Raw genomic sequence first — 19164 nt, 5'->3', positions numbered from 1 at the left:
GCAAGGACCGCCACCGGGAACCATTCAGTCGCCAACGGCCGATGCCGACACGGCCGAGACCAGCATCAGCCCCGCACCGGACGTCGTGCCAACCCCGAACACGGCCGCATGCAGCGAAAGCATTTCGATGGACCTCGCCAGTCCGGCCCCGACGAATCCCGTCGACACAAGTGGCGCTGCGGCCATGCAGGGCAGATCGCTCCCCGCAGGCTGCTAAGCAGAAATTATCGCCAAGGATGAATCCTTCCAAGACAAGCCGCCGAGCAGCTCTTCCCGCACCCCTCAACCCTCCCGGCGAAGGCGAGCCCGGCCTCAGGCTCGCAGGGCCGGACGCCTCAGCAAATCTGCGGGTCGTCTCCGTGGTCGCAGATCCCGCCCGGCTGGTCCGAGGGCGCCGCACTATCGGCGCCAACGGATGGTACGGAAATCCAGGGATGGCCGTCGATTCCATCAGCAAACGGAAAGTCGCTCGCATGATGAGCGGCGTGCCGCTCGCGCATGTGGCTCTCACGTGCGCTTGCAGCCGACGCAAACATCGCGGTGGCAATCAGTGCCGCCGACAAGATCTTCAACATTGTCATCAACCTTCTCCATTCAAATACAAAGCATCTCTGCCCTGTAAGTGAGGTGCGGATTGATGCGGAAATCCGAATGCAAGAGTTGCTCACAGCTCCTCAATCAGCCGTGAGCCGTCCACAATCCTCTTTGCTCAGTCAAGGCAGGGTCAGCGAAGGCGATCTTCACTAGGCTGACTGACATCACGGATCGCGCGGCGTGCTCGCGAGTCCAAATCGGAAAAGGCTGATCATCAAGCCGCGCCGCTGATCGGCCTGTCCTCGAACCGTGAGCATCCATCGCCGACCGCGCCGAGCTAGCTAGTCTGCGGTCCGCGAACGGAGACCCGGCTTCCTTCCGTCAGGTTCAGCATCGGGTTGAGAATCACCTGATCACCCGGCTTGACGCCCTGGTGCACCTCGACCTCCGTTCCGAAATCTCGGGCGATCGCAATCTTGCGCATATGAACCACACCGTCATCGACGACTGCAACATGCAGGCCATTTTCATCGAAGACAACGGCGTCCGCAGGGACGATCATCGACCGCGTCTTGCGTGGAATGAACAGCTCGACGGTGCAATAGATGCCCGGCTGAAGCGCACCGTCCGGATTGGGCACGTCGATCTCGGTTAGCAACGTGCGACTCCCGGGCTGCAACGCGGTGGCGATCCGCGTGACCTTTCCCGGAAACACCCGCCCTGGAATCTCCGGAACCCGGATGACGGCATCAACACCCGGCTGGACGCCGAACGCCTCGTCCTGGGGAACGAAAACCTGGGTGCGGATGACGTTCGCATGCATCAGCGTGAACATGAATGTCGAACCGGCTTGCACGAGGCTGCCATTGTCGATGTTGCGCTGGGTGATCACGCCGTCGAACGGAGCCACCACGCGCTGATAGGCCTTGTCCTGCTGCAAAACCTTGATCTGGGCTTGCTGAGCCGCGATGTTCGACTTCGCCACTGCCTCGGCCGCCTGCTGTGCGCGCAGCGTCAGGCGGTCATTGTCGCCCTGCTGGGCGGTCAGCCATCCCTGCTTGACGAGACCGCTGTCGCGCGCGTTGGTGACTTCGGCGAGTTCGCGGCTCGCCTGCGTTTGCTGCAGGGTTCCCTCGGTCTGCGCCAGCGTGGCCTGGGCCTGCGCGACCTGGTGGTCGAGCTCAGGCGCGACGATCTCGGCCAACAGCGCTCCTGCTTTCACCCGATCGCCGATATCGACGTAGCGCTTTTCGACGTAACCGCTGGTCCTGGCAAATATGTTGGCAGCTTCGAAGGCGGCCGTTGTCGCCGGCAAGGTAACGTTTATCTTGCTGTCGCTGGCGCGGACACTTGCGACCCGGACTTCGGGCACAAACCTCCGCGCTTGTTCGGACGTCGCGGCCACGTCCCGCCCGGCTTGATAATGACGCCAGCCACCCAAGGCGAGCCCTCCGACGAGCAAGACCAGCGCCGCCGAGCCGAACACGGCAGCTCCGGATCGCCGACCGGGCCTGTCCTCGGTCCTTAGGAAACGTCCGTTTCCATCGCTCGGCCGATCGAGGTCGTTGAGCGTCTGGTCGGGCCGCACATCTATCTCTGTCATGCCTCAGATTCCTCGAACACGCCATGCCGCGGCTTTCCATCATTTCCCTTACGCAGCATGGCAAACAGATAAGGGACGATGAGCAGGGTTGTCGGCGTTGCAAACAGCAGTCCGCCGATCACGGCGCGCGCGAGTGCCGCGTTCTGCTCCTCGCCAGCACCACCGATCGCCAGCGGGATCATGCCGACGATCATCGCGGCGGCCGTCATCAGCACTGGCCGGATCCGGGTGCGACCGGCGCTCAGTGCCGCCTCGAAGGCGGAATGCCCCTTCAGCTGCTGCTCGCGCGCAAAGGTCACCAGCAGGATGGAGTTCGCCGACGCAACACCGACGGACATGATTGCACCCATCAATGAGGGGACATTGAGCGTGGTCCCGGTGATGAACAGCATGGTCACGATGCCGCAGAGCGTCGCGGGCAAAGCCAGGATGACCACGAAGGGCTCACCAAAGCTCTGGTAATTCACGACCATCAGCAGATAGACGAACACCGCCGCGAACACGAGCCCGATGCCGAGATCCCGGAACGAGTCGTTCATGCTCTGGATCTGGCCGAGGACCTGGATCGAATTGCCGGGCTTCAATTGCTTTTGCAGCTCGGCAGTGACCCTGCCGATGTCAGCCGCGACGCCGCCGAGGTCGCGGCCCTGCACGCTGGCATAGACCTCGTAAACCGGCTGGACGTTGCTCTGATTGGCGTTGGTCGGCACCGTATCGCGCTTGAAGGTCGCGATGTTGCTGAGCATGCCCGGCACCGTCTGGCCACTGGCGGCGAGCGACGTCGACACCGGCGTGTTGGCGAGCTCATTGAGCGAATTGACCTTGTATTCCGGTGTCTGCACGGCGAGGTAGTAAGGAATGCCGGAGCTCAGATCCGTCCAGAAATTCGGCGACACCTGCACCGACGAGCTGAGGCTGACATTGATGTTGGTCGCGACCGTGCTGGCGTTTAGGCCGAGCTGGGCGGCACGGGTCCTGTCGATCTCCGCATAAAACGCCGGACCATCGATTTCCTGCTGGAGATGGGCATCGACGATACCCGGAATGGCGGCCAGCCGCTTCTGAAGCTCCTTGGCGACCGCCAGATTGTTGGCTCCATAGCCGACAGTCCGAACGTCGATCTGCGCCGGCAGTCCGAAGTTCAATATCTGCGTGACGATGTCGGCGGCCTGGAAATAGAAAGTGTCCTCCGGGAACGATGCCGGCAGGACCTGACGCAGCTTCTTGACGTACTCCGCAGTCGGCTTGTGACCATCCCGGAGCGAGATCAGAATGACGCCGTCATTGACGCCGATGGTCGAGCCGTCGGCGAAGGCCAGGTTATACGCCCGCGCCGGCAGCCCGATATTGTCGACGATGAGCGAACGATCCTTCCCGGGAATGACTTCGCGGATCTTGTCTTCGACCTTCTGGAATATGGCCTCCGTACTCTCGATCCGAGTTCCCGCCGGCGCGCGGACATGGAGCTGGATCTGGCCACCGTCGATCAATGGGAAGAAATCCCTTCCCACCAGGCTTAGCGTCACCGCGCCCAGGCCGAGCATCAGGATCGCAGCAATCGGCACAACGGCGCGGCGTCGAAGCAGCAATCCGAGAAGCCGGGAGTAGCCGTCACGCAGCCGCTCGAAGCTGCGCTCGAAACCGTTGGACAGGCGCGAGAACAGCCCGTCGGAGACTTCGCCGTGGACGTGCCGGCGCTCGCCCTTCAGCAGCAAACCAATCGTGATCGGCGTCAGCGTCCGCGACAGCCCGTAGGACGCAAGCATCGCGAACACGACGGCGAGGCCCAGCGGCGTAAACAGGTATTTGGCGGGCCCCTCGAGGAACACCACCGACGTGAACACGCAACTGATGGCGAGGGTGGACACCAGCGTGGGTACCGCGATCTCGGCCGCGCCATGCAGGGTCGCGTCCGCGAGCGACATGCCCTCCTCCGTCCACAGCCGGTGAGTGTTCTCGATCGTGACGGTCGAGTCGTCGACCAGGATTCCGACGGCCAGGGCGAGGCCGCCCAGCGTCATTGTGTTCAACGTTTCCCCGAGGAAGTAGAGCACGACAAGCGACGACAGGATCGCCAGCGGGATTGAAATCATCACCACCAGGGTCGAGCGCCACGAACCCAGAAACAGGAGGATCATCATGGCGGTCAACCCGGCCGCGATCGCTCCTTCCCGGAGCACGCCATTCACCGAATTCGTCACGAAGACCGACTGGTCGAATAACTCCGTGATCTTGAGCCCGGGAGGTGCGGCAGCGCGAACCGCAGTCAACGCCTTCTTCACGCCGTTGACGACTGCCAGCGTCGAGGCATTGCCATTCTTGATGATGCTGAGAAGGACCGAGCGACGACCGTCCTCGCGGACGATGTTCTGCTGCACCATCGAGCCATCGCGCACCTGGGCAACGTCCTTCAGCAAAATGGTGGCGCCATTCGAGAACTTGACCGGGATCTTGTTGAGGTCGTCGATGGTCGCTGGCGTCGCATTGGTACGCACCGTGTACTGAATGTCTCCCATTTTCGCGGTGCCGGAAGGCAGCGTAAGATTTTGAGTATTCACCGCGTTGACGATATCGAGCGGCGTCAGGCCTCGGGACAAGAGCTTGTCGGGATCGATGTCCACCATGATCTGGCGGTATTTGCCGCCGGCCGGTGTGGGCAGAGTGACGCCGGGAACCGGCGCAAGCTGCTGCCGGACACGATAAATGCCGAAGTCATAGAGTTTCTGCTCATTGAGATTGTCCGAGTTCAGGGCGAGCTGCAGTACGGGAACGCTCGACGCATTGAACTGCACGACGATCGGCGGCTGGATGCCCGGCGGCATCAGCGCGCGAATCGAGTTGGTCGCGGAGACGATCTGCGCGATAGCAAGGTCGAGATTGACGTCGGGCTGGAAATAGATCTTCTGCACCGACAGACCGTTGAGGGTCTGCGACTCCATGTTCTTGATGCCATTGACATTGGCGCTGATGGAATACTGGCTGTATGTACTGACGCGCTGCTCCATCTCCGGCGTAGACAGCCCGGTGTACTGCCAGATGACAGTCACCACAGGGATACGTATCTCCGGAAAGATGTCCGTCGGCATCGACCACAGCGCCGCACCGCCCAGGAACAGGATCAGAGCCGCCACCACGTAGAAGGTGTGCGGAAACCTCAACGCAAATCGGACGATTCCCATTCAAAACCCCTGCGCGCCAGGCGGAGCAAAACGCTCGGCAGGACACCCCGTCGATCGGCCAGCCACCTCAATCAAGTTGGAATTCGGTCGCGCAAAGATGAAATGACGAAGCCATCGCGCAATTTCACCTTTTGGTCAGGCATCGCGCAACCGTGATCGGCCGCCGCTCCCGCTCACATCGAGACAAGCCTGCGCAAACCGGCGCACAGGCTCGATGCTCGTGCGCCTCACGCAGCCATTCCCTCGCCGGATGCCCGGGTTGCTTGTATCGTCGCGCGCTTGACCTTGGCGAATGCAGACGTCTCGATCTGTCGCACCCGCTCGCTCGAGATCGACAGTTCGCAACCGAGCTGGTCAAGGGTCAATGGAGGCTCCGCGAGCCGTCTGGCCTCGAAGACGCGCCGCTCGCGCTCGGTCAAAACCTCCAGCGCGGCACGCAGCGCCGCCGACCTGCGGGTCGTCTCGTCATGCTCCGCGACGATCTCCTCCGCATCCGGAGCATCATCGAGAAGCATCGCTTCCCATTCTGTCGACCGATCGCCATCGCCGATACGGGTATTCAGGGACAGATCGCCCCCGAGCCGGCTATCCATTTCGATCACGTCGCGGACGGTCACCTCGAGCTTGTCCGCAATGGCCTGGGCAACCTCCGGCGTCAGCGCCACAGTCTCGCCTGCGAGCTTCCTCATTTCGCCGCGCAGCCGGAAGAAGAGCTTCTTCTGCGCTGCCGTCGTGCCGATCTTGACCAGAGACCACGAGCGCAAGATGAATTCGTGGACGGTCGCCTTGATCCACCACACGGCATAGCTCGAAAACCGCGCGCCGTGTCCAGGTTCAAAGCGGGAGGCTGCAATCACGAGCCCAAGATTGGCTTCCGCGATCAGGTCGGCGATGGGAAGACCGTACCCCTTGTAGCCGCGCGCCACCTTGGCGGCGAGGCGAAGATGGCTCGTAACCAGTTCATCGGTCGCGCTTCTGTCGCGCCGCTCCTGCCAGCGCCGCGCGAGCTGTTGCTCCCGGCCGCGCTCGAGCAGGTCGAAGCGCCTGATGGCTGCGGAATAGGCGAGAATGCCAGCCGACTGCAGTGCTGGCACTCCGGTGACATTGGCGGTGGCCTTTTGAGCCTGCATTTGCTGCTCCTACGTTGGGTCCGGCACCTCAACTGTAGGAAGACCGCAGACCGGGCGGCCACTAAATTGAGCTTAAGAAATCTGAATTCGGGTTTAACCGGCGTTGACGCGTCTCGCTCGCCGAACCTTAAAACCATTTTTAATTGAGCTGATCGCGCCCCCTTGGCATCTTCAAGGCAGCAACACGCACTCGTCTGCGTGACACCGACCACATTAGCTTGCCATGGAGTTCGATGTGCCGTTCTTTTCCCGTGGATTCGTGCGCAGACGCGCTATCTCGCTAGCAACCAGCCTATCGGTCATGGCGACATCATTTGCTCTCGCGCAAAATCCGAAGCCCGGTTCCGTAGCCCGCACGAAGGATGCGGACGAGCAGCAGTTTCTGTTCGATATCGACCTTGCCATGAGCAACATCAGCCGCAGCATGCTGACGATGCCGGCGGACGACATCGATCGTGATTTCGTCAATGTTATGGTCCCTCACCATCAGGGCACGATCGATATGGCGAGCGCGGAGATCAAGTACGGCCACAACTACGAACTTCGGCAGCTCGCCAGGAGAATGGTAAGCCAGCAGAAGCTGGAAATCTCATCCCTGCGTCACGCGCTGCCGGCCGCCGTCAATTTGATGCCATCGACCGGCGCGGAGGCTGCCGCGCGCTTATCGAATTGATGGCACCTCGCCACATCGTGAAGACTTGACAGCATTGTTCATCCGGAGCGATTCAAGATGTCCGTCCAGATCCATGATCCCCTTCGGCAATTGCTGGCGCATCCCGCCCCAAACGGCAACGAGGCGGGACGTTCAGCGTCCGTTGCAGGTGGCCGCCGCCTGTCGCCCCTTCCGCCGGCGGCCGCCGAGACAGAGTCCAGAGATCAAGTCGTTCGGTCGCTGCTTGAGGCCCTGAAGGTCGCTACGCACAACAATGATCGTCAATGCATGGAGGCGCTCCGGCTCGCGATCGCGGTCAGACAGTTTGGTCTGGGGTCTGCCGAGGGGCAATTGACCAGGGCCGATCAGGCCACGGTTCGCGGCCGCCATGTCCAGGGGCTGCAGAAATGGCGGCTCAAACGTGTCGTCGACTACATCGATGCCAGCATATCGTCGAAGATGACCTCGCGCGATCTGGCTGCCATCGCAGGACTCAGCCGCATGCACTTCGCCTCTCAATTTCGCGTGGCGACGGGCCTTCGCCCGCACGAATTCCTGCTGCGGCGGCGTATTCGACGCGCTGCGGAATTGATGAGGGACACCACGATGCCGATCATGGAGATCGCGCTTACGGTCGGCTTCCAGACCCAAGCCCATTTTACGACCGTCTTCAAACGGTTTACGGGATGCACGCCCCGGTGCTGGCGGGTCGGCAACCACATGTCGCCGCGGTCGGAGCTCGGGCTGACCGCCACAGATCTCCTGTGACAGCGCCCGGTCTGCCGATGTGAGCCAGGCGACGGCAGCTGGAACCAGCCCCATCGATTTCGAGGCTTTCCTGTGGAATGACCGCGCCGCTGCCAGCAGCGGAGCGGCGTCATCAGGCCACGGTCTGGTGAACGCCGAACCGTCTCTCGAACTCGGGGACATTCACGATCCCCCGGCGGTGGGTTCCGGCACCGATCTTTTCAAGATCATTCCACGCCTCGATCTCGAAGAGAACGCTCTTTGCGCCAACGCTTTTGACGCGCGCAAGCGCGCGTACCCGACCGCCGATCGGCGTGGCCGCCAGATGCCGGATATCGACCGACATGCCGACGCTGACGTAGCCCGGCGGCAAGGCGGCTGCGACCGCGAGGCCGGCGGCCATTTCCATGTGCAGGATCATCATCGGGGTCGCATAGACTTGCGGCATGCCCGGAACGAAATGCCCGACCGTCATATCGGTGGTGACCACAATCGACACGGCGGCAGCCATGCCGATGGCGATATTCGTGTTCGGCTTCATCTGTCTCAATTCCTCTGATCGCTTCAGTCCTGTGGCGCAGACCCGTCCGTAACGTTGGCGCCGGCGCGCTCGATCCGGATCGGGACACCCTTGGAAGACGGCGTGAAGCTGAGGGGATCGTGCGCATAGAGCGGCACAAGCGGATTGGTCTCCGGGTAGTAGGCCGCGCAGCAACCGTTCGGGAACGAGTATCCGACCACGCGGAAGTTGCGCACCCGCCGCTCTCGACCGTCCGTCGACACGGTCACCAGATCGACGCGATCGCCGTCTGCGAGCCCGCGCTTGTCCAGCTCGAACTGATTGAGGAACACAATGTCGCGTTGGCCGTAGACGCCCCGGTAGCGATCGGACAGCGAATACAGCGTGGTATTGTACTGATCATGGCTGCGGATTGTGCTCAGCCAGAGCGTCTCCGGATGATCGTCGATCGGATCTTCGCCGAGGCCCTCGAAGACCAGAAAATTGGCCTTGCCGCCGGGTGTCACCCAGATGCGCTCGCGCGCGGTCGAGACCAGATGGAATCCGCCGGGCATCCGAACCCGAGCGTTGTAGGCCTGGAATATCGGCAACACGCTCTCGATCGCCTCGCGAATAAGATCGTAGTCGGCGACGAAGCCGTCCCAGTCGACGACGGAGGACTGCCCCAGCGTCGCCCGGGCCATGCCGGCAACGATCGCGGGTTCACTCAAAAGATGCTCGGAGGCAGGCTGGTTGCGACCGGCCGATGCGTGCACCATCGACATGGAGTCCTCCACGGTGATGGACTGCGGCCCGGTCGCCTGGACGTCAATCTCCGTGCGGCCAAGGCAGGGCAGGATCAGGGCATCGCGCCCGTGAATCAGGTGACTGCGGTTGAGCTTGGTCGAGATGTGGACCGTGAGATCGAGCCGCCTGAGCGCATCTTGCGTCAGCTGCCAATCGGGAATTGCAGCCGCAAAGTTGCCGCCCATCGCGATGAACACTTTCGCGTCACCGCGAACCATCGCTTCAAGCGCCGTAACGACATTGTGACCGTGCGCACGAGGTGCCTTGAAGCCAAAGCGGGATTCCAGCCGATCGAGGAAATCTCCGGACGGTGTCTCGGTGATGCCGACCGTACGATCTCCCTGCACGTTCGAATGGCCGCGAACCGGGCAGATGCCCGCGCCTTCACGGCCGATGTGACCGCGAAGAAGCGCGAGATTCGCCAATTGTTGGACGTTTTGTGCGCCGCGCCGATGCTGCGTGATGCCCATGCCATAGACGATGATCGCACGCTCGGCTTTCATGTAGACATGGGCGGCATATTCGATCTCTTCGCGGCTGAGCCCCGAGTAACGCTCGATGTCGATCCATTGCGTGGCCCTCAGGTCACTTGCCAGTTCATCAAGGCCGCGGGTGTGGTCACGGATGAAATCCCAGTCCAGAACGGCCTGCTCGCCGCGCGCTCGCGCCGCAGCGTCTTCATCGACCAGGACTTTCATGAGGGCCTTGATCACGGCGACATCGCCGCCGACACGCACCTGGTAGAGCTGCGAGCTGATCTGCGTCGAGCCCAACGTCGCCATCTCGACCGGGCTCTGCGGGGCCTGAAACCGTTCCAGTGCGCGTTCACGGAACGGATTGAACGAGATGATCGAAGCGCCACGGCGGGCGGCATCGCGCAAATTGGTCATCATGCGCGGGCTGTTGGTGCCGGGGTTCTGGCCAAAGATGAAAATGCAATCGGCCTTGTCGAAATCCTCCAGCAAGACCGTCCCCTTGCCCACGCCGATGGACTGCGGCAAGCCGACGCTCGTTGCCTCGTGACACATGTTCGAGCAGTCGGGGAAATTGTTGGTGCCGTACTCGCGCACGAAGAGCTGATACAGAAAGGCGGCTTCGTTCGAAGTGCGGCCGGACGTGTAGAACTCCGCCATGTTCGGGTCTGGCAGCGCCTTCAGATGGCGACCGATGATCGAGAACGCCTCGTTCCAGCTCACCGGGAGGTAGCTGTCCGTCGCTCCATCGTAGGCCATCGGATGCGTGAGGCGGCCTGCCATCTCGAGATCATAGTCACTCCAGGTGGCAAGTTCGGTCACCGAGTGCGCGGCGAAGAACTCCGGCGTGCAACGCTTGGCGGTCGCCTCCCACGCTACAGCTTTCGCACCATTCTCGCAGAACTCGAATGACGAGGTGTGTTTCGGATCGGGCCAGGCGCAGCCGGGACAGTCGAACCCTGCGGGCTGATTCATGCATCGGAGCGTAGTCGCTCCCTTGAGCGGAATCCGCTGCTCGATCAGATGTTCGCTGAGCGCCTTGAGTGCACCCCACCCACCAGCCGGATGATGATAGGGGCGAATTGTCTTCCGTTCCGACATCGCAAGAACCTCTGCGGGTACCGATGCAGAACATTTGCAATTCCGGCTGCCGGCTTTCTTTCAAGAATGCCGGCTCGTGGCGGCGCGCCAGACCGGAGATATCGTAGTGCATTCTCGAAAAGCTGACGTCCTCTCTGGATTGGTACTTGTCGGCGTTTTCCTAACTCCATGGAGAGAGACCGCTGTTGACGGCTCGGCGGTGCAATCTTCCTGGAGATGCGATCATGATTTCGAGACGAAACCTGCTGGCGGCCTCGGCGATGGGCGCGGCGATGACAGTGTCCGCAGCGAAGGCCGGCTCCTTCGGCAATCCGGATGAGCCGCCCCAGGGCGCCATCAACGCGAAAGGCCCGGGAAATCTCCGCGATCCGGGCCCGCAGAGTGAGGTTCTGGGCAATCAATTTCCTTCCGCGCAATCTCCCCCGGCCACCGATGTCGGCGGCATGCCGACACCATGGGCGTCCTTCAACAACGCGCCGAAACGCATCCAGAATGGCGGATGGGCGCGCCAGGTCACAGTTGCCGATTTCGCCATTTCCAAGGAGATCTCCGGCGTCAATATGCGCCTGACCGCCGGCGGCATCCGCGAGCTGCATTGGCACCAGGCCGCCGAGTGGGCCATCATGACCTATGGCACCTGCCGTGTGACGGTGCTCGATGCGCACGGTCGTCCCTATGTCGCGGACGTCAAGGAAGGCGATCTCTGGTATTTCCCGCCGGGAGCGCCGCATTCACTGCAGGGCCTGGGCCCGGATGGATGCGAATTCGTGATCTGCTTCGATGATGGGCATGCCGACGAATTCAACACCTTGCTCGTCTCGGACTGGTTCGCTCATACACCGCCCGAGATCCTGGCCAAGAACTTCGGCGTTCCGGCCGACGCATTCGCCAGGATCCCGCTGCACAACCTCTGGATTTTCCAGGGCACCGTCCCCGGCGACCTTGCCGGCGACCGCGCCGCCATCCAAAAGGATGCCCCCGTCGCCACTCATCCCTTCATCTTCCCGCTCGGGTCCTCCAGTCCGTTCAAATCGTCCGATACAGGAAGCATCCAGATCGCCGACAGCAGCAATTTCAAGGTTTCAACGGCAGTGTCGGCCGCACTGGTCACAGTTCGTCCGGGCGGCATCAGGGAGATGCACTGGCACCCCAATGCGGACGAGTGGCAGTATTATATCAAGGGCAAGGCGCGCATGACCGTGTTTGACACCGGTCCGAACGCGCTGACGATGGACTTCAATGCCGGCGACATCGGTTATGTCCGGCGCAACCTCGGGCACTATGTCGAGAACGTCGGCGACACCGATCTACAATTCATCGGCGTGTTCCGATCCCCGCACTACGAGGAAGTCTCCCTCTCAAACTGGCTCGCGCATACGCCGCCGAAGCTCGTGGCGCAGCATCTCAATGTCGACGACGCCACGATCGCGAGCTGGCCCGACGATGCGCCGGGTGTGATGCCGAGGCGGTAAGGCAAAGCATTTCGCACGATCGGTTGGGTGAATTCCGAACGCCTGCAAGCCATGGATTCTCCCCTATTCGCGCCTCCGGGTCGAGGCTGGCCAATATCGACGGACTTTTGGCCAGTTTCGACGGACCTCCCGCATTGTGGCCAACCGGCGTGACCTTTAACTCTGCGTCCATGGATACAGAGATCCGCAGAGAGCTCGATCGATATCGACAGCTTCGATCCCTCGATTGTGCGAAACGGCGACGCTGACGGCGCCGTGGCTTCCCGAGCCGGGCCTTCCGACGCGCTGGCCCGTCAAGGCGGTTGCTGCCGCAGCGAGAGCGTCGATAACCCACCTCAAGGCATCGCACGGCGAGCGCGACGCGCAGCGCATGTCCGTAGCAGCCACCAAATGCGCTCTGCGCAAGGCCGGCTTGCCCGTGATGCCAACCGAAACGCACATCGTGCCGCTCATGGTAGGGGATCCCGAGCTGTGCAGGCGGGCGAGCGAGCTTTTGCTCCACCAATGCGCCATCTATATCCAGCCAATCAACTGTCCGACCGTCCCCAGGCGCACCGAACGACTGCGAATTACACCGACGCCGGCACATGATGCTCGGCTGGTCGAACAGTTGGTCGACTCCATGGTCTGCGTCTGGCGGGAACTCGGTCTCCCCCTGGCAAAGCGGCACCAGCCTTCGGAGCGCCCCGGATTGACATTAGCCGCGGCCGGCTACTGAGCGAAATCATCGCAAGTACGAAGCGCCGCTCAAGACCATAACGAGGTCGCAGGCAGAAAAGCTGCAGCAGTCTATTCGCGAGGGCCTGCTCGGAAACCACCTTGCGAAGTCGTCGTCGAGTGGGGGATGCGATACGGAAATCCGTCCCTGAAAGCCGCCATCGAGCGCCTGGAGGCGAAAGGATGCGATCGAATCCCCTTCGTCCCGCTCGATCCGCAGTATTCAGCCGCCTCGAGCGCAACCGCATGCGACAAGCTCTTCGAGGTCCTTGCAGCCATGCGACATCAACCGGCGTTGCACATAGCCGCGCCTCATTTCGAAGAAGCGGCTTATATCGATGCAATCGCGGATTCAATGACCGAGGGCCTGCTTAGCGCCGCCCTCGAGCCCGACGTTATCGTAGCGTCCTTTCATGGCATGCCGCTTCGACACCCGGCTGATGCAACCACGATGCGCAGAGCGCGACGATCACCGGGATAGCACAGCCAGGCTGGTGATAACTCCAAACATTACAATCCAGGTGATGATCAGGTCTATGGGCATGTTCAAGCGTTTTCGGTTCATTCGCTCCAACGAAGGCGGCTTCAGACCTCACCTTCCATGGGTCCGGGTCACGCGGTCTCAAATGCAGGTAGGCAGCCGCATGCTGCTCGACCGCGCACAATTGCGCGAGCGGATCGCTAGAGAAGAGTTCGCCCTGATCAATGATGTCCCTCCGCGCCCCCGACCTTGCCTCTGAACACCCGATATCCGATCGCGACATACAGCACCATCAAGGGGAAGACGAAGAGGCCCTCGCCCCAGAACATGAAGGCGAGACTGGCGTGAGGCGCTGCCGCTTCGTCGATCGTGATCGAAAACGGGATCATGTAGGGCCAGAAGGACAATGCCAGCGTTCCAAACGCCGCGACGAAGATGATGGCGACGGCGGCGAACGGCCAGCGATCGTCGCGATGCAGGATGCTGCTCGCTAGCATGACCGCGGCGGCGGCTCCGACCACCGGAAATACAAACAGATAGGGCCGGTCGAGCCAGCGATGCATGATAGGGAGGTTTTCGATCAGGGCATGCGCGAAGACGACGATCAGAAACGCCAGGACGGCGAGCGCGAGCCCGGGAATTTGGCGACGAGCCGTGTCACGGACGCTCGACCGGCACTTTTGCACCAGCCAGCTGGCGCCCAGAAGAGCATAGCCTGAACACAGCCCGACGCCGCACAACAGCGAGAATGGGCTGAGCCAGCCCAGAATGCCGCCGACATAGACCCCGTCGGTGAACTTCAGGCCCTGCACCAAGGCTCCGACCGTCACGCCTTGCATGAAGCTCGCAGCGAACGACCCGCCCACGAAGCTTACGTCCCAGATCCAGCGAAACTGCCGCGCCGCCCTGTGGCGAAACTCGAAGGCAACGCCGCGCAGGATCAACCCAAGCAGCATGATGATGACCGGCAGATAGAAGGCCGACAGCAGCGTGGCATAGACAAGTGGAAACGCGCCCCAAAGGATCACGCCGGCGACGACAAGCCAGGTCTCATTGCCATCCCAGACCGGCGCGACAGTGTCGAGCATCGTATCGCGATCCGCCTCGCTGCCGGCGAAACCAAACAACATGCCGACCCCGAGATCGAACCCGTCGAGCAGCAAATAGATCAACATGCTGATGGCCAGAAGAGCAACCCAGAACAAGACCATCTCTATTCTCCCGCGCTCTGGTAACCTGGTTGAATGAACTCCGGGTCGGCGAGCGACATCGGGCGGTTTGGAGAGGCGCCGTTCGGCGGCTCGACGACGAGGCGCGTCGGACCGGTGCGCAAGAGTCGATAGATGTAGAATGTGCCAAAGGAGAAGATGAAGAGATAAATCGCTCCGAATAGCACGAGCGAGGTCAGCGCCGCCGGCGCAGTCAGGAACGGCGTTACGGCGTCCGCAGTTCGCAGCAATCCGTAGATCGTCCAGGGCTGTCGTCCCACCTCGGCAACATACCAGCCGGTCAGAATGGCGATGAACGGAAGCGGGAAGCTGAGAAAGATTGCCCAAAGCATGATTCGGTTTCGGCGCAGACGCCGTTTGATGCTCAGATAGGACCCGAACCACGCGATCGCGAGCATGATCAGCCCGCAGCCGACCATAATGCGGAAGGTCACGAACGGTATCAGCACCGGCGGGCGATCCTGCGGCGCGAAATCGGCCAATCCCACCTCCTTCGAGGTCAGGTTCGAGCTGGCGATGATGCTGCCGAGGATCGGCACCTTGATCTCGTATTTGTTGCTTTCTGTCGCCGGATCGGGAAGCCCGATCAGCACTTCGCTCGCAGGCTGCTCGTCATGCCAACGCCCCTCGATGGCCGCGAATTTTGCCGGCTGGTAGTCGTGAACGTAGTCGCCGACCAGGTGACCGAACACGAGCTGGACCGGGATTAGAAGCGCTGCGAGGAACAGTCCCATCCGCAGCATCACCCTGGTCTCGGCGTAGTGGTCGCCGCGCAACACGTACCATGCGCCGGTTGCAGCTACGCAGAATGCGCCGGTGAGATACGCCGCCAGCAGCATATGCGGAAAGCGCGACCATACGACCGAATTGAAAATGATCTTCGTCCAATCGTCCGGTACGAAGTAACCGTTCTGCAGCACATAACCGACCGGTACCTGCATCCAGCTGTTGTTGGTCATGATCCAGAAGGCGGACAAGGTGGTCCCGAGCGACACCATCGCAGTGGAGAACAGATAGAACCTTGGCGGCACTCGCTTGCGTCCGAACACGAGGACTCCGAAGAAGCTGGCCTCCAGCATGAACGCCGTGAAGGTCTCGTAGGAGAGAAGTGGACCCTGGATAGGTCCCGACATCTTCGCCAGAACGCTCCAGTTCGTCCCGAACTGGAATCCCATGACGACTCCCGAGACAACGCCCATACCGAAGGCGACGCCGAAGATCTTGAGCCAGAATTCGAACAGCGCCTGATAGACGGGACGGCCCGTTCGCATGTGCATCGCCTCGAGGACGGTCAACCAGGCCGCAAGACCGATGGTGAAGGCCGGGAAGATGATGTGAAATGAAATGGTGAAGCCGAACTGTATTCGCGATAGCAGAAGCGCCGTTGCATCCATGTGAGCTATCCTTTCCCCTCACGGGCCTCGCATAGATCCCGTCCTGGTGCAGGTAGGGGGCGCTTCACCACGGCCTTTTCCGGCGCGAATGGATTTTTGCGCATTTGCACGCGGGATCCGGCCGAAGATCCCGTATGGCGAGCGGCCTTCACGCTGCGATCGGGCAGTCGGAAAAGATGAGGCGATCGGGATGGGTAAAGATCTCATATCCATCCGCACGGGCGACCGCGATCAGCGTGATGCCTGCCTGGTCGGCCGTTTCGACTGCGAGCGAGGTCGGTGCCGAGACCGCGACGAGGACAGGGGCCCCGATCCGCGCGGTCTTCTGCACCATCTCAACCGACACGCGGCTCGTCAGGAGGATCGCGCCGCCCGCCCGAACCATGTTCTCCCGCATCAGCGCACCGGCGAGCTTGTCGAGGGCGTTGTGACGGCCGACATCCTCCCGCACCAGACCTATGCCCTTGTGCGGTTGCCAGAAGGCCGCGGCATGCACGCTCCGCGTCCTCTGATTGAGTTCTTGCAGCGGCGCGAGAGCGCTCATGGCGTTCAACAGGTCGCGTGCACGAAAGGTCGCCGTGCTCGATACCTGCCGTGGCGTGGGACAGGCCTGCTCCAGGCTTTCGATTCCGCACAATCCGCAGCCGACCGGACCGATCATGGCCCGGCGACGCGCCGAGAGTTCGTCCGCCCGGTGTCGGTCCAGCCACATCCGAACCTCCATTCCGACGTTGCTCTCCACGATCTCGATGCTGGCAATCTCGCTCCTCTGCTCGATGACGCCCTCGGTCAGGGCAAAGCCAACCCCGAAATCCTCGAGATCGGCCGGCGTAGCCATCATCACCGCGTTGGCAGATCCGCCGAAGGTGAGCGCAATCGCTCTCTCCTCGGCTACATATCTCGATGACAGCGTGGGGTTTCCACCACGCCAGAGAAGTTTCGCGCGCTGCTGTAGCGAACTATCGGCGATCATGACCGCTCCTTCCAGGTACGTACCAGTTCAGATAGCCGCGCCTCCCGAAAGACGTTTTCGTACCGCGATCGCATTTTCTTGATCGCACGGCGGCGCCTTCGGGCAATCGATCCGCGCTGCTGCGTGCGAATTCGAAAGATCATTCGGCGGTCGACGACGATATCGGAGCCAAGCCCAATCAGGCGGACCGGGCCGCGCCGATCGCCATTCCGGGCTTAATGACAGCTAACTCAATGCATGGAGCATGCGAGCATGACCAAGCCGGAACGTACGGGTGCCGGTGCACCCAGACGACCCATTCACCAGATGCTGGTGCCATTCCCGGTCGCCTACTTCGCGGCGGCATTCGCGACCGACCTGGCCTATTGGAGGACCGCCGAGGTGATGTGGTACCGGTTTTCCGTCTGGCTGATCGCGGGTGGACTGGTCATGGCCGCCCTCGTCGCGCTGGCCGCGGTGGTCGATCTCTTTCGTAACCAAAGACCGGCTTGGATCCGCGCGCTGGCCTACGCGGCCGCGGTCGCGCTGTCCATTCTCAATGTCCTTGTCCATAGCCGGGACGGCTATACCGCCGTGGTTCCCACGGGGCTAACCCTCTCTGGTGCCGTCCTGGTCGTTATGGTTTTCGCGATGTCCTCCGGCTGGACGTTGACCCATCGCTATCGCATCGGAGCAAAGGCATGACCGAAGTCACGACGAGTTTGCCGCGGGTTGCTGCCATCATGGTCGCTGTGGCCGGGTTGGGTCTGGCCGGCTGCAACAATACCGGAGGTGACCCAAGGCTCCAGATCGGCGCAAATCCGGCGCTGCCGCCGCTGCAACAGTATCTGCTGCCACCGATCCGGATTGCGACACCGGTGGGATGGGGGTCCGAGACCCCCAAGGTCCCGCAGGGGCTGCAGGTCCACGCGCTTGCCGCAGGGCTGCAGCACCCGCGATCGGTTTACGTCCTGCCGAACGGCGACGTGCTGGTCGTCGAGAGCAACGGTCCAAAGGCGCCGGTTTTCCGTCCCAAGGATCTGATCACCGGCGTGGTGCAGTGGTTCGCCGGCGCCAAGGCGAAGGACGCCAATCGCATCACGCTGCTCCGCGACACCAATGGCGACGGCATTCCCGACATGCAGACGGTGTTTCTCGATCACCTCAATTCGCCGTTCGGTGTCGCGCTGGTCGGCAACGATCTCTATGTCGCGAACACGGACGCGATCATGCGCTATCCGTATCAGGACGGACAGACCAGCATCACCGCCAAGGGCACCAGGCTGACCGATCTGCCGGGTGGCCCTATCGATCATCATTGGACCAAGAGCCTCGTGGCCAGCCCGGACGGATCCAAGCTCTACGTCGGCGTCGGGTCGAACAGCAATGTCGGAGAGAACGGCCTGCAGGCGGAGTATGAGCGCGCCGCTATCTGGGAGGTTGACCGCACTACCGGTGCCCATCGCATATTCGCAAGCGGTGTGCGCAACCCGACAGGCCTGCAGTGGGAACCAACGACCGGCAAGCTTTGGGCGATTGCCAACGAACGCGACGAGATCGGACCCGACCTGGTGCCGGACTATCTCACCTCGGTGAAGGACGGAGGCTTTTACGGCTGGCCGTATAGCTACTATGGCCGGCATCTCGATCCGCGCGTTCAACCGCAACGGCCCGATCTCGTTGCCAAAGCGACCGTGCCGGACTATGCGCTCAGCTCCCACGTGGCTCCCTTGGGATTTGTCATGTCCTCCGGCCACAATCTGTCTGCTAACTATCAGGCCGGCGCCTTCGTCGGAGAACATGGCAGCTGGGATCGAACGCCGCTTAACGGCTATAAGGTCGTTTTCGTACCCTTCAAGGACGGCAAGCCTTCCGGCCCGGCGCAGGATGTCGTCACCGGCTTCCTTGATGCGAACAACCACACCCATGGCAGACCTGTCGGCCTCGCCATGGATCGCAGTGGTGCACTGCTGATTGCCGACGACGTCGGCAACGCGGTGTGGCGCGTCTCATCGGCTGACGAATCGGCTACGCCGAAACCGGCTTCGTAGCGATCAAACCAACGTGCGGTCCAGGCGGGCGTGGAAACCGGCCTGCCTCCTCTCGCGCACTCAGGCCCTTGATCGGTGCGTGAAATAGGTCTGCTCCTGTCATCGAATTTAGTCGGATCGGCGCAGCCATCGCCTATCTCGGA

The 19164-nt window shown here is 61.8% G+C and carries 16 protein-coding genes and 1 pseudogene; 7 read left to right on the top strand and 10 right to left on the bottom strand.

The window, feature by feature from the left end; all coding sequences use genetic code 11:
* Window positions 1–24 precede the first annotated feature (24 nt).
* The 5 genes from AC066Y_RS34640 to rpoH all read right to left on the bottom strand — a co-directional run bounded on the left by AC066Y_RS34640 (window position 25) and on the right by rpoH (window position 6446).
* Window positions 25–186, bottom strand: a complete 162-nt coding sequence (locus AC066Y_RS34640; protein ID WP_478277786.1) for a hypothetical protein — start codon at window positions 184–186, stop codon at window positions 25–27.
* Window positions 187–335: 149 nt separating this feature from the next.
* Window positions 336–581, bottom strand: a complete 246-nt coding sequence (locus AC066Y_RS34635; RefSeq protein WP_478277785.1) for a hypothetical protein — start codon at window positions 579–581, stop codon at window positions 336–338.
* 290 nt (window positions 582–871) lie between these two features.
* A complete protein-coding gene (locus tag AC066Y_RS34630) occupies window positions 872–2137 on the bottom strand; it encodes an efflux RND transporter periplasmic adaptor subunit (protein WP_478277784.1) in 1266 nt (421 codons plus the stop codon).
* The gene (locus tag AC066Y_RS34625) at window positions 2134–5316 is read right to left on the bottom strand and encodes an efflux RND transporter permease subunit (RefSeq protein ID WP_478277783.1); all 3183 of its coding nucleotides are present in this window, start codon (window positions 5314–5316) and stop codon (window positions 2134–2136) included. The genes AC066Y_RS34630 and AC066Y_RS34625 overlap by 4 nt, the downstream gene beginning before the upstream one ends.
* A gap of 227 nt (window positions 5317–5543) precedes the next feature.
* Entirely contained in the window at window positions 5544–6446 is a 903-nt protein-coding gene (rpoH, locus tag AC066Y_RS34620) for an RNA polymerase sigma factor RpoH (RefSeq protein ID WP_478277782.1), read from the bottom strand.
* A 223-nt stretch (window positions 6447–6669) separates the two neighbouring features.
* On the opposite strand from rpoH, the gene AC066Y_RS34615 reads away from it, so the two are divergent.
* Window positions 6670–7119, top strand: a complete 450-nt coding sequence (locus AC066Y_RS34615) for a DUF305 domain-containing protein (RefSeq protein WP_478277781.1) — start codon at window positions 6670–6672, stop codon at window positions 7117–7119.
* A gap of 57 nt (window positions 7120–7176) precedes the next feature.
* Entirely contained in the window at window positions 7177–7866 is a 690-nt protein-coding gene (locus AC066Y_RS34610; RefSeq protein WP_478277780.1) for a helix-turn-helix transcriptional regulator, read from the top strand.
* Window positions 7867–7978: 112 nt separating this feature from the next.
* Here AC066Y_RS34610 and AC066Y_RS34605 read toward each other — a convergent pair whose 3' ends face one another.
* Window positions 7979–8386 (bottom strand): thioesterase family protein, encoded by a 408-nt coding sequence (locus AC066Y_RS34605; protein ID WP_478277779.1) that lies wholly within the window; start codon window positions 8384–8386, stop codon window positions 7979–7981.
* A 23-nt stretch (window positions 8387–8409) separates the two neighbouring features.
* Window positions 8410–10725, bottom strand: a complete 2316-nt coding sequence (locus AC066Y_RS34600; protein WP_478277778.1) for an FdhF/YdeP family oxidoreductase — start codon at window positions 10723–10725, stop codon at window positions 8410–8412.
* Between the two features lie 224 nt (window positions 10726–10949).
* On the opposite strand from AC066Y_RS34600, the gene AC066Y_RS34595 reads away from it, so the two are divergent.
* The 3 genes and pseudogenes from AC066Y_RS34595 to AC066Y_RS34585 form a co-directional block, all read left to right on the top strand.
* Window positions 10950–12197 (top strand): cupin domain-containing protein, encoded by a 1248-nt coding sequence (locus tag AC066Y_RS34595; RefSeq protein ID WP_478277777.1) that lies wholly within the window; start codon window positions 10950–10952, stop codon window positions 12195–12197.
* A 226-nt stretch (window positions 12198–12423) separates the two neighbouring features.
* Window positions 12424–12915 carry an aminotransferase class I/II-fold pyridoxal phosphate-dependent enzyme gene (locus AC066Y_RS34590; RefSeq protein WP_478277776.1) on the top strand — a complete coding sequence of 164 codons (492 nt, stop codon included), beginning with the start codon at window positions 12424–12426 and terminating at the stop codon, window positions 12913–12915.
* 72 nt (window positions 12916–12987) lie between these two features.
* A pseudogene (locus AC066Y_RS34585) lies at window positions 12988–13395 on the top strand (ferrochelatase); the annotation flags it as partial.
* 221 nt (window positions 13396–13616) lie between these two features.
* On the opposite strand, the gene cydB reads toward AC066Y_RS34585, so the two are convergent.
* From cydB to fdhD, 3 genes are all read right to left on the bottom strand, one after another.
* Window positions 13617–14606, bottom strand: a complete 990-nt coding sequence (gene cydB, locus AC066Y_RS34580) for a cytochrome d ubiquinol oxidase subunit II (protein WP_478277775.1) — start codon at window positions 14604–14606, stop codon at window positions 13617–13619.
* Between the two features lie 2 nt (window positions 14607–14608).
* On the bottom strand, window positions 14609–16018 hold the full coding sequence (locus AC066Y_RS34575; protein ID WP_478277774.1) for a cytochrome ubiquinol oxidase subunit I: 1410 nt from the start codon (window positions 16016–16018) through the stop codon (window positions 14609–14611).
* A gap of 148 nt (window positions 16019–16166) precedes the next feature.
* On the bottom strand, window positions 16167–16991 hold the full coding sequence (gene fdhD, locus AC066Y_RS34570; RefSeq protein WP_478277773.1) for a formate dehydrogenase accessory sulfurtransferase FdhD: 825 nt from the start codon (window positions 16989–16991) through the stop codon (window positions 16167–16169).
* Between the two features lie 252 nt (window positions 16992–17243).
* Here fdhD and AC066Y_RS34565 point away from each other — a divergent pair, with 252 nt between their 5' ends.
* Both AC066Y_RS34565 and AC066Y_RS34560 read left to right on the top strand, forming a co-directional pair.
* Window positions 17244–17675 (top strand): DUF2231 domain-containing protein, encoded by a 432-nt coding sequence (locus AC066Y_RS34565; RefSeq protein ID WP_478277772.1) that lies wholly within the window; start codon window positions 17244–17246, stop codon window positions 17673–17675.
* Window positions 17672–19021, top strand: a complete 1350-nt coding sequence (locus AC066Y_RS34560; RefSeq protein WP_478277771.1) for a PQQ-dependent sugar dehydrogenase — start codon at window positions 17672–17674, stop codon at window positions 19019–19021. Before AC066Y_RS34565 ends, AC066Y_RS34560 begins: the two co-directional genes overlap by 4 nt.
* Window positions 19022–19164: the final 143 nt, after the last annotated feature.

This window comes from Bradyrhizobium sp. USDA3010 (genome assembly GCF_056429065.1).
The sequence above is the reverse complement of the archived record's forward strand: the minus strand, read 5'-3'. Positions and strand labels throughout refer to the sequence as shown.